This is a genomic window from Polaromonas sp., assembly GCF_012927485.1.
Classification (GTDB): Bacteria; Pseudomonadota; Gammaproteobacteria; order Burkholderiales; family Burkholderiaceae_C; genus Polaromonas.
Genome location: NZ_JABBPC010000008.1, coordinates 52,290 through 65,552, shown reverse-complemented (window position 1 = coordinate 65,552; position 13,263 = coordinate 52,290). Strand labels below are relative to the sequence as shown.

13 protein-coding genes are annotated in these 13,263 nt (G+C 58.9%); 4 read left to right on the top strand and 9 right to left on the bottom strand.

Going from position 1 to position 13,263, the window contains the following annotated elements; translation table 11 throughout:
* The first annotated feature begins 152 nt into the window (after positions 1 to 152).
* The 3 genes from modA (at position 153) to HHJ16_RS02365 (ending at position 2,931) form a co-directional block, all read left to right on the top strand.
* Entirely contained in the window at positions 153 to 1,016 is an 864-nt protein-coding gene (modA, locus tag HHJ16_RS02375; RefSeq protein WP_293640354.1) for a molybdate ABC transporter substrate-binding protein, read from the top strand.
* Positions 1,017 to 1,112: 96 nt separating this feature from the next.
* Positions 1,113 to 1,781: a molybdate ABC transporter permease subunit gene (gene modB, locus HHJ16_RS02370; RefSeq protein WP_293640353.1), complete on the top strand. Its 669-nt coding sequence runs from the start codon at positions 1,113 to 1,115 to the stop codon at positions 1,779 to 1,781.
* Positions 1,782 to 1,806: 25 nt separating this feature from the next.
* A complete protein-coding gene (locus tag HHJ16_RS02365) occupies positions 1,807 to 2,931 on the top strand; it encodes an ABC transporter ATP-binding protein (protein WP_293640352.1) in 1,125 nt (374 codons plus the stop codon).
* A 25-nt stretch (positions 2,932 to 2,956) separates the two neighbouring features.
* Here the strand turns inward: HHJ16_RS02365 and HHJ16_RS02360 are convergent, their stop codons facing one another.
* Positions 2,957 to 3,592: an ATP-binding cassette domain-containing protein gene (locus tag HHJ16_RS02360; RefSeq protein ID WP_293640351.1), complete on the bottom strand. Its 636-nt coding sequence runs from the start codon at positions 3,590 to 3,592 to the stop codon at positions 2,957 to 2,959.
* A gap of 211 nt (positions 3,593 to 3,803) precedes the next feature.
* Between HHJ16_RS02360 and HHJ16_RS02355 the strand changes: the two genes are divergently transcribed.
* Complete coding sequence (locus tag HHJ16_RS02355; RefSeq protein ID WP_293640350.1) at positions 3,804 to 4,280, top strand: hotdog fold thioesterase; 477 nt, start codon at positions 3,804 to 3,806, stop codon at positions 4,278 to 4,280.
* 372 nt (positions 4,281 to 4,652) lie between these two features.
* On the opposite strand, the gene HHJ16_RS02350 is transcribed toward HHJ16_RS02355, so the two are convergent.
* The 8 genes from HHJ16_RS02350 to HHJ16_RS02315 all read right to left on the bottom strand — a co-directional run bounded on the left by HHJ16_RS02350 (position 4,653) and on the right by HHJ16_RS02315 (position 13,248).
* The gene (locus tag HHJ16_RS02350; protein ID WP_293640349.1) at positions 4,653 to 5,150 is read right to left on the bottom strand and encodes a hypothetical protein; all 498 of its coding nucleotides are present in this window, start codon (positions 5,148 to 5,150) and stop codon (positions 4,653 to 4,655) included.
* Between the two features lie 226 nt (positions 5,151 to 5,376).
* A complete protein-coding gene (locus HHJ16_RS02345) occupies positions 5,377 to 6,555 on the bottom strand; it encodes an ice-binding family protein (RefSeq protein ID WP_293640348.1) in 1,179 nt (392 codons plus the stop codon).
* Between the two features lie 241 nt (positions 6,556 to 6,796).
* On the bottom strand, positions 6,797 to 7,060 hold the full coding sequence (gene minE, locus HHJ16_RS02340) for a cell division topological specificity factor MinE (RefSeq protein ID WP_293640346.1): 264 nt from the start codon (positions 7,058 to 7,060) through the stop codon (positions 6,797 to 6,799).
* A 6-nt stretch (positions 7,061 to 7,066) separates the two neighbouring features.
* Entirely contained in the window at positions 7,067 to 7,882 is an 816-nt protein-coding gene (minD, locus tag HHJ16_RS02335; protein WP_293640344.1) for a septum site-determining protein MinD, read from the bottom strand.
* A gap of 97 nt (positions 7,883 to 7,979) precedes the next feature.
* Complete coding sequence (gene minC / locus HHJ16_RS02330) at positions 7,980 to 8,744, bottom strand: septum site-determining protein MinC (RefSeq protein ID WP_293640342.1); 765 nt, start codon at positions 8,742 to 8,744, stop codon at positions 7,980 to 7,982.
* Positions 8,745 to 9,178: 434 nt separating this feature from the next.
* Positions 9,179 to 10,699: a UdgX family uracil-DNA binding protein gene (locus tag HHJ16_RS02325; RefSeq protein WP_293640341.1), complete on the bottom strand. Its 1,521-nt coding sequence runs from the start codon at positions 10,697 to 10,699 to the stop codon at positions 9,179 to 9,181.
* Between the two features lie 51 nt (positions 10,700 to 10,750).
* Entirely contained in the window at positions 10,751 to 12,163 is a 1,413-nt protein-coding gene (locus HHJ16_RS02320) for a putative DNA modification/repair radical SAM protein (RefSeq protein WP_293640340.1), read from the bottom strand.
* A gap of 95 nt (positions 12,164 to 12,258) precedes the next feature.
* Entirely contained in the window at positions 12,259 to 13,248 is a 990-nt protein-coding gene (locus HHJ16_RS02315) for a lysylphosphatidylglycerol synthase domain-containing protein (protein ID WP_293640339.1), read from the bottom strand.
* Between the last annotated feature and the right edge of the window lie 15 nt (positions 13,249 to 13,263).

Below are 13,263 nucleotides of genomic sequence, written 5' to 3'. Positions count from 1 at the left end.
CAGCAGAAAAGCAGTTTGTGTGTTGCTTTTCAGGGTCCACGGGTTGGTCAGAAGGGTCATTTTAAGAACTTCAGCCTGAGATACTTCGCCGTTACGTCCAAAAGATATGCAAAAGTTGCATGCTGTTATGTGCTAAAAATTAGGGAAAATTCATGTCGAATTTGCCAGGTAACACGCTTCACATTGACCCTCAGCATTGCTTGCAGTCCGCTATTTCCAAGCGACGCTGGATGTCGGCGGCGCTGCTAGCGGCGTTGGTGCTGCAGCAGCCCCTGCGAGCCCGGGCGCAATCTGTCATCCCTGTGCGGCTTGCCGCCGCGAGTGATCTAAAGTTCGCGCTTTCCCTGGTATTGGCGCAATTTCAAGCCGAAACCGGCCATCCGGTAGAAGCCAGCTTCGGTTCTTCGGGTAGCTTCGCCCGGCAGATTGAGCAAGGCCTGCCGGTGGATTTATTCCTGTCCGCCGATGAGGACTTTGTGTTCCAGCTGGCCAATGCAGGCTTGACCCGCGAGGTCGCCGGTGCGAGGGGCAAGACCTCTGACCGTGGTGCCTTGTACGCCGTGGGCCGCATCGCGCTGTACGTTCCCATTCATTCCACGTTGGTGCTGGATGTCGGACTCAACGGGCTGAAGGCCCAGTGGGGCCAGATCGACAAATTTGCCATCGGAAATCCCGAACATGCACCATATGGCCGCGCCGCACGTGAAGCGCTGCAAAAGCTAGGTCTGTGGGCGCAAGTTTTGCCCAAGCTGGTGATGGGGGAAAACATTAGCCAGGCGACCCAGTTCGTGGCGACAGGTGCCGCCCAAGCGGGCATTACGGCACTTTCACTGGCGCTGGCCCCTGAAGTCGCCCGCGCCGGGCGCCACCTGGCACTGCCTGCCAGCCTGCACGCACCGCTTCGCCAGCGCATGGTGTTGCTGAAGTCTGCCGCACCAGCGGCGGTGGCTTTGTATGACTACCTGCAAAGTGCAGCGGCGCGCGAGATCCTTCGCCGCTATGGATTTTCAGCGTGAAACCTACTGATAAACGCAGATTTACGGGTCATTGTTGCTATGCTTTTAGTAGCATAAACAACGACGTTATCGGTTCAGAGCCTGCATAATCTCGCTATGGATTGGCAAGCCGCGCGCGTATCACTGCTTCTCGCTGTTTTCACAGCCGCTTTGCTTTTGCCGCTTGGCGTTTGGCTGGCGCGCTGGCTAAGCGCCACGTCATGGCGCGGCCGCCCGCTGGTGGAGGCCTTGCTCATGCTGCCGCTGCTGCTGCCGCCGACAGTCATCGGCTTTTATTTGTTGACCACGCTGGGCCAGGGGTCCCTGGTGGGCGGCTGGCTAGCGGCTAGCATCAACTTGCGGCTGGTATTCAGCTTTGAGGGCTTGCTTCTGGCCAGCGTGCTGGTAAACCTGCCTTTCATGGTGCAGCCACTGCAGCGTGCTTTCGTCGCCATTCCGGGCAGTTTGCGCGAGGCCGCTTGGGTCTGCGGTCTGAGTCCTTGGCGTGCGTTTTGGAAAATTGAGTTGCCACTGGCCTGGCCGGGCCTGCTCGCCGGCGTGGCGCTGACCATGGCGCACACGCTGGGTGAGTTTGGTGTGGTGCTGATGGTGGGCGGCAGCATCGCCGGTGAAACTAAGACGTTGTCGATTGCCATTTATGACCGCGTACAAGCCTTTGACATGGCTGCTGCCCACATCATGGCGTTGACACTGGTGGGGTGCTCGCTCGCTGCGCTGGTGTTTGTTTTTGCGGCGGACAAAGTCCGGCCACTCCAAGAAAGATAGCGCACTGCGCACGTCCTCATTGCTCATGCTGCAGGTTTTACTAAAAAATGACGGGCCGATCCGGCTCAACGCCGAGTTTGGCTGCGCTCGAGGCGAGTTACTCGCGCTGGTCGGTCCTTCAGGCAGCGGCAAGACCAGTGTGCTGCGCGCTATTGCCGGCCTGCTGAAACCCCCTGGTTTGCAGGGCCGGGTCAGTATCGGAGAACAACCCGACGAGGTCTGGTTCGACAGCACACGCGGCCTCTGGCAGGCACCGCAGCAGCGCCGAGTGGGACTGGTGTTTCAGCACTACGCGCTGTTTCCGCATCTCACCGCGCTCGAAAATGTCGCACTTGCGGCCCGGCCTGAAAAGACCAGCGATTATTTTGACGCCTTATTTGAGCGCATGGGTCTGACGGGCCTCCAGAACCGTCGACCGTCCCAGCTGTCCGGTGGCCAGCAGCAGCGCGTCGCCTTGGCGCGCGCGCTCGCTCGCGAACCTCAGGTGCTGCTACTTGACGAACCCTTTTCGGCGGTGGATGCGCCGACACGCCAGACCCTTTATCGCGAGCTGGCAGCGCTACGGCAAAGCGTGGCAATTCCGATGGTGTTGGTTACGCACGATCTGGAGGAAGCTCGCCGGCTGGCTGACCGGGTCGTGATTCTGGATCGGGGCGAGTCGCTCCAGATCGGGCCGCCCGCCAGCGTATTCGCCAGTCCGCGCAACGCCCGGGTGGCCGAGCTGGTGGGCATTCAAAATCATTTCAAAGGCCAGTTTTTTTCGAATGGTTCCGCCGAGGCACCCGGTTTCGGCCGCTTACTGTGGCACACGGACGTCTCGTGCGAGCCGCCGCTTACTTTGCGCGTGCTTGACAAACATCGGATCGACGACGGCGTCGAGGTGTCGTGGGTGGTTGCTGGCGAGCTGCTGGACTTGCAGGTCCAGGCGGATGCAGGCGCGATCAACACCCTGGCCTGTACGCTGCGTGAAGTGCTGCCGCTTGGGGAAATCACCTTGTGTACGTTGGTGCCGCTGCAACTGCCGTCCCAACGCGTCACCCTGAACTTGTCCACTGCGATGCTGCGGAAATTGAACGCAAGCCCGGGCTCCGTGCTGTATTTGCACATTCCACCCGCAGCGGTTCACATCATGCCGGTGCGGCAGCGTTGAAGGTTCTTTCCTTCCCCTTTTGTCCTTACTGCTTCAACTTGAGAACTCCTGCAAGTCTGACGTTTATGGGGGCTTCGTAATCGGCCACAACCCAAGCCCTGTCTGGATGGCGTGCCGCTTCCGCCAACACGCCCAGCACATAATCGATGGAGGGCCGATCAAGCGCCATAAAGGGTTGGTCGAGCAGAATGACGGCCGCCTGGCTGGCCAGGGCGGCGGCTAGCAAGACTTTGCGTCTGGTGCCGGTGGAGAGCGTGGCAAGCGGCTTGTCTAAATGGGGCGCGAGGGACAGCCCCTCTAGATGGGTGCGCAGGGAATCCAGGTCGCAGCCGATGTAGCGCTGGGGCAGGGTGGAGAAGAGTTGCCGGGCCGTGTGCTGGTCCAGCGCGTTGTCACGCGGATCGAACCAGGCCACCTGCTCTTTATAGGCCGTCGCATTTTCCCGCAGGCTCACCCCGTTGATCTCGATCTGACCGGTCGTCGGCAAGGCGCCCGCCAGCAGTTGGAGCAAGGTGGTTTTGCCAGCACCCTCATCCCCGGACACCCAAGTCACGCCGGGTGGCAAAAGGACGTCCAGGCCATCGAACAGGGTGCCATCAGAGGCATTGGGGTAGCCAAAAGAAAGACCATCAGCCTGCAAAATGGGGGTAACTCTGTGCATGTGAGCCTGTTGAGGAGAGTAATTGGAGCCAACGCCCGGATTTTGCCCTGCGAAACGTGGATGCAGCCCTGGGTCGATACCGAATTTTTTTACCCATTGCGTGAAACTTCATGGTTCCGCGCGGCAACCCTGACGATCGTCGCCGGCCGGCGCAAGCCGACCGCTGAGGGTAGTCCCCTTATAGTGGAGGCACCCAAACCCTGGAGTCCCCATGCGCATCTGGAAACAACCCGTCTCCGTCGAATTGCTGACCGCGATTAGCGCGAATACGGCCGTCGCCCACCTCGGTATAGAGTTTTTGGAGGTCGGCGATGATTTCATTCGCGCGCGCGTGCCGGTGGATCACCGCACTGTCCAGCCTTACGGTTTGCTTCACGGCGGTGTGTCGGTGGTGCTGGCTGAAACGCTGGGCTCCTGCGGCGCGGCGTATGCGGCGCCTGAGGGTCACCGTACGGTGGGACTGGATATCAACGCCAACCACCTCAAGGGCGCAACGCATGGCTGGGTGACGGGCATCACGCGCCCGGTGCACATAGGCCGTACCACGCAAGTCTGGCAGATCGAGCTTACCAACGACGCTGGCGAGCTGAGTTGCGTGTCGCGCATCACGATGGCGGTACTGGCGCCGAAAAGATGGATAGATCAGCCGCCGACCGATAAAGAACGGTCGCGTGCAGCTACTAAGTAGACAGCTTTTCGGAGCCAGGGGGCGTTCATCCTGTTGCGGGTCCTGACAGCGACTACACACTGGCGGTAATGTCGTTCCGCATGGTGAAGATCATTGTCGATGTATGCGCACACTTATCAATTAAACCAATTAGAACGGTAACTGTGCATCGACTTACAAAGTCAACAAACCAGAAACTTCGTGGACATAGGGGAGGCGGAAGATGAACTTTTCTTCAACACAGGAGCCCCAATGCACGGTTTTAAACACGCTCAGTCCCCAAGCTTTCAAATTCCCATTCGCGTGGCCCGCCCTCGGTTTTTACGGGCCATTCCGTCATTAGTCGTGCTAACCACGGCGATGGCATGGGGGGCCTCCTCCCAAGCTGGCGTGTTAGGGCTCGATGGCGTCTTGCGTACAAACGCCGGCGTGACCATCGCGGCCGGCCCCGGACTTGGTGGAGGTGGTGGCGCAAGCCTGGGTGCCAATACTGGTGGCAATGCCGGTAGTGGTGCCGTGAAGGGAAACGCCGCTATCAACGCTGGCGCGGAAGGTGTTGCCGTTTCGCCCGCAGCTGCCAGCGGCAATGTCAGCTCTGACGAACAGGCCCAACGCATGGGCGCAGGGGGGGCCAGCGTCGGAGCACAAGGTGGCGGCGAGATACAGGCCCCAGGCGCCGTGAACCGAGCCACCGACGGCGTAGGCCGGGAGCTCGGCGCTGTACGCGACACGGCGAAAACCACCGGAGACGATGCGGCGGTAGCCGGCAAACGTGCGACCCATGGCGTGAGAGGCGGTGTAGGAAGCGGCAAACATCGTCAGCAAAGCGCGGGCGATGCCAGCGGCGGGGTGTCTGCTGGTGGCGACGCCAACTTGGGTGTCGGCAGCCAAGACATAACAAAAAAGCGCTAGTCGGTCTTCAAACCAGGCCGACAGCGTTGAGCAGTCGCGGCGAAGTGCGGCAGGGCTGCAAACGGCCTAGTTCATCCCAATTGAAGCTCCATTTCACTGGGCGCTGTTCAAACTTTCGGGGCACCTCAGGAAATCAAAAGTTCGGAGACCAGACCAAACGGACGCGTTGCCGTCGCCCTGGTCTAGTCCGGTTGCTCTCGCTCCGTCACGGGGCCGGCTGTGTGATGGCGCTCGATTGAAGCGTGACCGCAGTTTGCGCCAGCAGTCGGCCGTTTGCAGAGGCGCCGGTATTCACGGCAACGAGTTTTTTAGCCAAAAGAACGCCCTCAAAGTGAGCCGTTGTTCCAATGGACACATCGTCAGCGACTTGCCAAAAGATATTCTTCGCCAGCGCACCGCCAGCCAAAGTCACCCGTTTCGCATTGGCCTGGACCAATTTACCCGCTACCTGGAAGATCCAGACGTCGTTCGGACCGCCCGAAAGCGTGACATCCGTGCTAATCAGGACATCGGTACCCCATTTATAGAGACCGGGAGCCAAAGTGAGTCCGCCAATCTCCCCGGCACCCAGCTCAGTGAAATTGGGTAAGGTCCGTCCGGCTGCGCTGGTGAACGCGGTTTCCATGCTGCCCACTGCGGCCGTCAGGGCGGTAGCATCAGTCACTGCGCAGGGAAGTGGGCCCGCAGCATCGACGACGTAGATTTTGCCCGTCACTTCCCCGCATGTGAGAAGGAGCGCCGCACCGGTGATGGGGCTTGTTCCGACATCCCCAACAATGGCCGATTTATAGACGTCGGTGATTCCGGTTTTGCTCAGAATCGCGAAGGTACCAGCGCTTCCGAGGTTAACCGGTGCCTGAGCGGTGGAGGCGATGGCGTTGGTCGTAAAGCTCCACACAACCGGACTGGCCATCCGAGTGCCGCCAGCGTTCTTGGCCGCAGTGCTCACAGTCGCGGTGTAGTTGGTATTCGGGATCAGCGCGGACGCGGTGGGCGTAAAGGTGGCGGCCGTGTTCGCGGCATTCAGGGCGACAGTGCCGGGGACGTTCAATCCGGTGGTCTCTTTCAGCGTGAACGTTAGCAGCGTTCCGGCCGGGAACGAGTTGATCGATGCCGGATCCATCGGCTGGCTAAAGGTGGCTGTCACCGCGATCCCGGTCACAACGTTGTCGCTGCTATTGGTGCGGGTCGCCACATTTGTAGCCCCATTACTGGGGCTGGTCGAAAGCACTATCGGCCCGCTTGCGGCATCCGCCGAGGGGCTTGCGCCTGCAGCGGCGCCAATCTGATTTCCTCCTCCACCGCCGCATCCGGCTGCAAAACCGGCCAATAGTAATGCCATCAGCCACATCAGCGGCTTGAATAAGCTTTGGAATCTGTTCATTTTCTTTTTGCTTTCACTTAAAGTTGCTAGGATTTACCGAGTCATTCGGACTTAGTCAACGGTAGTGTGCAAAACATTTAAGTCTGAACCGTGACCTAAATCACGCTTTTGCCGTTTATCTACTTAACGGCAACGGGAATGCGCCCGTACGCAACGTTTGTCAGGCGAAGGCTTGTACGCGCAGCATAGCGAACGCGGTTTATTGAAACCCGCGCTAACTGGGTTGCGGGCGGGCGGCCGCTTATTTAGCGTCCGGCAGCTCGATCTTGACTTCGAGCACGTCGAGGTTGTCTTGACGCTCAAGATTTACCTTGATGTCGGTGGGATTGATATTGATGTACTTGGAAATCACGGCAATCAGGTCGCGCTGCAGCGCAGGCAGGTAGTCGGGCTGATGGCTATTTCGGCCAGAACGTTCGTGCGCCAGGATGATCTGCAGCCGCTCTTTGGCGACGCTGGCAGTTTTTTTCTTTTCGCCCAGCAGAAAGGACAGGAATGAAGTCATGACGCTTTATTTCCCTCCGAACAAGCGTTTTAGGAAATTGGGCTTTTGCGGATCAATAAATCGCATTGGCTTGTCTTCGCCCAGAAAGCGATCAATCACATCTTTGTAGGCTTCAGACACATCGCTGCCCTGCATATGGACGGCCGGCACGCCTTGATTGGAGGCTTGCAGCACCGCCTCGGACTCGGGAATTACGCCAATCAGCTTGATGCGCAGAATGTCTTTGATGTCTTCCAGCGAGAGCATTTGCCCCTGATCGACGCGGCTCGGGTTGTAGCGGGTGATGAGCAGGTGCTCTTTGATGGGATCACCGCCGTCAATCGCCCGTTTGGTCTTGCTGGACAGCATGCCCAGAATACGGTCCGAATCGCGCACCGACGACACCTCCGGGTTGGTGACTACCAGCGCTTCATCGGCGAAGTGCATCGCCATCAACGCACCGGTTTCAATGCCCGCGGGCGAGTCGCAGACGATGTATTCAAACTCCATCGCGGCGAGGTCTTTCAGAATTTTTTCCACGCCGTCTTTGGTGAGAGCGTCTTTATCTCGAGTTTGCGAGGCCGCCAACACATAGAGGTTCTGGCATTGCTTGTCTTTGATAAGCGCCTGGTTGAGCGTGGCCTCGCCCTGAATGACGTTGATCAGGTCATACACCACACGACGTTCGCAGCCCATGATGAGGTCCAGATTACGCAAGCCGACGTCGAAGTCGATCACTGCAGTTTTGTGGCCCCGCAGGGCCAGGCCGGTTGCAAAGCTGGCACTGGTGGTGGTTTTACCCACGCCGCCTTTGCCGGAGGTGACCACAATAATTTTTGCCATCAGATAAAAGTCCTTTTGAAAACAATAGAGAGGTGTTCGTGCGGAGCGTGCGCCCGGTTGCGCACTGCGGGCAGTAACGATCGGCGAAGCGTCATTTTCAGTGGGTCATGACACTCATAACCAACCTGTCACCGTCAGGACCGGGTAGCAGCCGCACCTGCGCAGGCTGGCCCGCCACGCCGGGTGGGAGTGGATTTTCGCTGGTGCGGTAGACACCCGCGATAGACAATAACTCAGCCTCCAGCGCCAGCGCAAAAATGCGCGCATCGGTGTTTCCTCGCGCGCCAGCCATGGCTTTACCGCGCAATGGCGCGTAAACATGAATGTGCCCGTCGGCAATGACCTCGGCCCCCGCATTGACCATGGCCATGACCACCAAATCCCGCCCGCGGGCATACACCTGTTGACCCGATCGCAGCGGTTTGTCGATAACCAGCGCTCCAAGAGGTGCCGTGGAAGAGGCTAAAGCCGGTGCTGCGGTAGAGGGAGGGGCAGGTCGGGCCCCCACCAGATGCGCGTCCGGCGCAAACAGTAGCCCCGCTTGCTGCGCCCCTGCCATCTGCGCAGGACTACCGCCTTTCACGGCCACGGGTACCAAACGGTAGCTGCGAAGCAACGCCACGAGTGCCAAAAAATCGATCTCTGCCGGGCCGACGTCCGCGTGCGCTGACGCCTCTAGCGGCGACAGATCGATCATCAGCGGATCTTGATCGAAGAAATCGGGAATATCACCAAACCTAAGCTTCAACTCGCTCGCTAGAGCCTGCAAATCCAGGGATTTAAGCAGCAGCGCGACCAACGGAAGGCTGGCGCTCTTGATTTCAAAGGTGGCGGAGGTAGTAGCCCGCATGGCAACAATCATGGGTGGAGAATGAACAGGAAGGACGGGATCGCCTGATTTAAAACAACAAAAGCCAACGGTTACAGAAGCGGGCCCAAATCAACGGGGTTATGAACGCCTTTTTCTGCCTGGCAGGTGGAAGGCATTGAATGCAGGCAGGCGGCGCCCTTGTGAAAAGTAAAGGTTGACAATTATTATCCCGGAACTTTATGAGCTTTTGCCGTTGCCAGTTGTAACCGCCTTGCTTCATTCGTTTTCTGCGCACGCAACGCTGCCTTCTTGGTGATACTTTGCTCGTCTGAAAGCGACGACGAAGCCGGCTTAGCCCGAACCAGTTATCCCATCGCAAAAATCAAGGTATTCAAGCCAATATTTCAGTCACCACGCCAGAGGAACGCCAGCAGGTCGGCATTGATCGGGGTTTCCCCCTCGGTTGGGCAGCAGCGAAAGCCCGCTTAAATGATGGGCGGGTCCATGAACGCACTAACTTGGCGCAAGTCGTTCAGCCATGCCTCATAGGCCGCTGGTTGGTGGTGTTCGTCAGTACGCAAGAGCGCGGCGGGATGGAGGGTGATCAGCACGCGGAGGCCATCGGCACGGGTGACCCATTGTCCGCGCTCCGCCATGACGGGCACATGGCGGCCAAGCAGCGAAGCGGCTGCGGTAGCGCCCAACGCAATCACCGCCGCGGGTCGCACCAGGCTAATCTCGCTCTCGAGCCAGTGAAGGCAAGCCGCCGCTTCCTGCTGAGAGGGCGTTTTGTGTATCCTGCGGCGACCACGCGGCTCGTATTTAAAGTGCTTGACCGCGTTGGTAATAAAGAGGTCATCGCGCACCCAACCCAGATCGATAAGCGCGCGGTCAAATAGTTGCCCGGCTGGGCCTACGAAGGGGCGGCCGCGCAGGTCTTCCTGGTCCCCGGGTTGCTCGCCGACCACCATCACGCGGGCGCCAATCCGGCCCTCACCACACACTGCCTGCGTGGCGTGCTGTCCGATGGGACATTCACGGCAGTGTTGTGCCGCTTTGTTCAGTTCAGGCAGAGTCAGCGGCGAAATTTGCGACGAATCAGCAGCCGAAGTGCCAGCTGGCAGGACCGAACTGACCGGGATACGGCGGCGCGGCATACTGGGAGCCTGGCTGATCATGCTCATGCGCCGTTCGGGCGCCTGCGCCGCCAAGCTGCTAATGAATTGCGCTTCGGGCAGGTTTTTCCAGTAGCGACGCGGCATTTCCTTTTGCATCATTTTGAGCTTCAGCCGGGCGGGGTTGAAGATGTGCTGATAGTAGGTGAGCCAGAGCTGCTCGCCAGCGTCGGGCGGCGGCGCCTGCTCGCGTTGCGCGCCGGGGCCCAGATGCAGTTGCGCACCATTCCATTCCACACTGCGTTCCGGTGTCAGGATGGCCCAGCGCATTTGTGTGAAGCGCCGCGCAAAAAAGGGCGCGACCGCTTCAACGATGTGGTGCTCGGGCTCAAACCACGCCACGTGCAGCGGGCCTCCGTCTGGATACGCTTTAAACGCTTCATCCTGTACGGTGCGAAAGCGCACGAAGGCCTTCATTTTGTGTTTATCGCGCTGGACCGCCTGCGCCATTCGCTGGGCCTGCACCCTGTCGGCGTCCAGCGGGTCGTGTCGTAATGCAGGCTCTTTTAATAGCCGCCACAAAAGACGATACAACAAGCCGAACCGATTGGGATCACTGTGGAGAATCACGGATTCACACAGCGCTAGAAATTCAGGGGGCACATTCACAGCCGGCGCGTCGATTGACACGCCGCCGTCTGCGTGAGCGAACAGATCCTGCGCGGGGGTGTCGGCACTGAACCAGCTCACCTGACCTGGCGGCATCTGCTGCGCCAATAAACGACGCGCCGCTTGGCGAAATCCCGCCAGATCTGTGGCCCCCTGAAGCGTGATGGCTATCAAGGCTTGCGGAAATAGCTCGTTCGTTAGCGGATCATTTGTGACGTCCATGCCGTACTTTTTTCTTCACACTCTAAACAGATTTGGACAAACTTGTATCTTTTACAAAGTAAGGTCAAACGCTGACTTTGCACCTGCAACCGGCTCTAATTTTGGAGGCGATGCAGACAAAGAAGGCGGTGGCAACGGCAGGGGCAAACGAGGGCTCGCATCAGGCTCGTCGAACAAATCCACTTGCACGGCGGCCGGCCGTAAGCGGGTCGCCAGATCGAGCGCATCCAGGCTCGCGCCCGGTTGATGGTCGGCCAGCACCACGAACGGCAACACCTTCTTGAGCGGCACGTGCAGCCGTAGCAAATCGTCGGCACGCATCTTGCGCACGCGTCGGGCCTGCAAGATGCGCACAACGGCCTTTACTCCCAAGCCAGGCACGCGCAAAAGCAGCTCACGCGGTGCGCGGTTCACATCCACCGGAAACTGTTCACGATGCGACAGTGCCCATGCCAGTTTCGGGTCGATGTCGAGTGCGAGCATGCCCGCTCCGGCGCTGGCAGTTGTACCCGAGACCTCCGGGACGATTTCATCGTGCGCAAAGCCGTAAAAGCGGATCAACCAATCGGCCTGGTAAAGGCGATGCTCGCGAATCAATGGCGGCTGGCGCAGCGGCAGACTGGACGAGGCGTCGGGAATGGGACTAAAGGCCGAGTAATAGACTCGGCGCAACTGGTAGGCGCTGTACAGCGTGGCGCTAGTGGCAAGAATGGTGCGGTCATCGGTCGCGTCGGCACCCACAATCATCTGCGTACTTTGCCCGCCCGGTGCGAAGCGCGGCGGGCGCGCACGGTGCGCTTTGAGCGAATGAGGCAGCGATATAACGGACGTTCGGCTGGCATCTCGGGCGGCCCCTTTGGCGTCGTCAATGTGCACGCGCAAATGCGCCATGGAGCGGCGAATGGCCGCGCTGTTTTTTTCGGGCGCTAACGCCTCGAGACTTTGCACCGTGGGCAATTCAATGTTGATGCTCAGCCGGTCGGCGTAACGCCCGGCTCTGGCCAGGAGCTCCGGCGATGCGTCAGGAATGGTCTTGAGGTGGATGTAGCCGCGAAAGTCGTAATCTTCGCGCAGCTTGCGCGACACCTCCACCACCTGTTCCATGGTGTAGTCGGGGCTCTGGATAATGCCGGACGACAAAAACAGTCCTTCGATGCAGTTGCGTCGGTAAAAGTCAAGCGTCAGATCCACTACTTCATCGACTGTAAAGCGGGCCCGGGGGACGTTGCTCGTGACGCGGTTAACGCAGTACAGGCAGTCGTATACGCAAAAATTGGTGAAGAGAATCTTTAGCAGCGAAATGCACCGACCATCGGGTGCGTAGCTGTGGCAAATACCTGACCCTTCCGTCGAACCAATGCCTTTTCCGCCTACCGAATTGCGTTTACTGGTGCCGCTGGACGAACACGACGCGTCGTATTTGGCCGCATCGGCAAGGATGGCAAGTTTCTGTTGAATATGCACTGTAATAATATACAGTGGTTGCCAAATTTTATTTGTGCTTTTCGCAGGAGTCCCTGTCGCGAGGATGGTGTTTTTTCGCGCCGAAACCTTGCCCGCTAAAAAGATTTTTTGGGCTCGCGAGCCGTTTTGGTACTTCGTTTGACTTTAGCTTCCATGGCAAGGTAGACCACCGTAGCAATGCCAAGCGGCACCAGGTAGTAAATCACGCGGTAGGCCACCAACGCGGCCAGCACGTCATGCCGGTGCATCTGATGCGATAGCAGGGCCACAAACACCGCCTCCAGTACGCCCAGACCAGCCGGAATATGCGTGATGACGCCGGCGATCGCAGCCAGCAGTAATACGCTGACGACCATGGGAAATTCAACACGCTGCTGCAGCAGGATAAAAAGAATGCCCGACATCAGGAGCCAATTGCTGACGCCCATGAGCAGTTGCAGACCGGCCATCCGGATCGTCGGTAATTCAAGCGCGTGACTCCGCAGCTGCAGTGTGCGCTTGCTGGAAAATGCACAGACGCTGAGGTAGCCTACTGAAGTGGTTAGCAACGCCAGTCCAATCAGGCGAAGAAGGGAGGCATCAATCGGCCAGCTGACAGGTAACGTCGGCGGATACAGCGCGAACACCAACCCGCCAAGAAGCAGATAGCCGGTCCAGTTGGTCAGCATACTCAGCGACAAAATACGCGTGATCACACCGTTGTCCAGTCCCAGGCGTGAATAGAGACGGTAACGGAAGGCGAAACCGCCGACGACTGAGCCCAGGTTGAGGTTGAAGGCGTAACTTATAAAAGTAACCGTCATAACCGTTGGCGTGCTCAGCGAATGGCCGACATAGTGGCGGCCCAGCAGATCAAAACAGCTGTAGAGCGTGAAGCTGGCCAAGGTCAGCCCCACCGCACCCCACACGGCCGTTAGAGGGTAGTGCTGCAGCGAGGTCAGTACCTGGCGCCATTCGATGCTGCGCGCCCGCGAGGCCAGCAGCCCCGCCACCAATATAAAGAAAACGGCGGCGGCGGCGCGCTTAAGCCACGGCCACCAGGCGCTATCGGTCATTCCGGAAAAAGCCAAGGCCGCTTTATTCATGGGCTGGAAACCCTT

What these genes read in the sequence shown, in the direction of transcription:
- modA (WP_293640354.1), top strand. Translation starts at nt 153, where the DNA reads ATGTCGAATTTGCCAGGTAACACGCTTCACATTGACCCTCAGCATTGC.
- modB (WP_293640353.1), top strand. Translation starts at nt 1,113, where the DNA reads ATGGATTGGCAAGCCGCGCGCGTATCACTGCTTCTCGCTGTTTTCACA.
- HHJ16_RS02365 (WP_293640352.1), top strand. Translation starts at nt 1,807, where the DNA reads ATGCTGCAGGTTTTACTAAAAAATGACGGGCCGATCCGGCTCAACGCC.
- HHJ16_RS02360 (WP_293640351.1), bottom strand. Translation starts at nt 3,592, where the DNA reads ATGCACAGAGTTACCCCCATTTTGCAGGCTGATGGTCTTTCTTTTGGC.
- HHJ16_RS02355 (WP_293640350.1), top strand. Translation starts at nt 3,804, where the DNA reads ATGCGCATCTGGAAACAACCCGTCTCCGTCGAATTGCTGACCGCGATT.
- HHJ16_RS02345 (WP_293640348.1), bottom strand. Translation starts at nt 6,555, where the DNA reads ATGAACAGATTCCAAAGCTTATTCAAGCCGCTGATGTGGCTGATGGCA.
- minE (WP_293640346.1), bottom strand. Translation starts at nt 7,060, where the DNA reads ATGACTTCATTCCTGTCCTTTCTGCTGGGCGAAAAGAAAAAAACTGCC.
- minD (WP_293640344.1), bottom strand. Translation starts at nt 7,882, where the DNA reads ATGGCAAAAATTATTGTGGTCACCTCCGGCAAAGGCGGCGTGGGTAAA.
- minC (WP_293640342.1), bottom strand. Translation starts at nt 8,744, where the DNA reads ATGATTGTTGCCATGCGGGCTACTACCTCCGCCACCTTTGAAATCAAG.
- HHJ16_RS02325 (WP_293640341.1), bottom strand. Translation starts at nt 10,699, where the DNA reads ATGGACGTCACAAATGATCCGCTAACGAACGAGCTATTTCCGCAAGCC.
- HHJ16_RS02315 (WP_293640339.1), bottom strand. Translation starts at nt 13,248, where the DNA reads ATGAATAAAGCGGCCTTGGCTTTTTCCGGAATGACCGATAGCGCCTGG.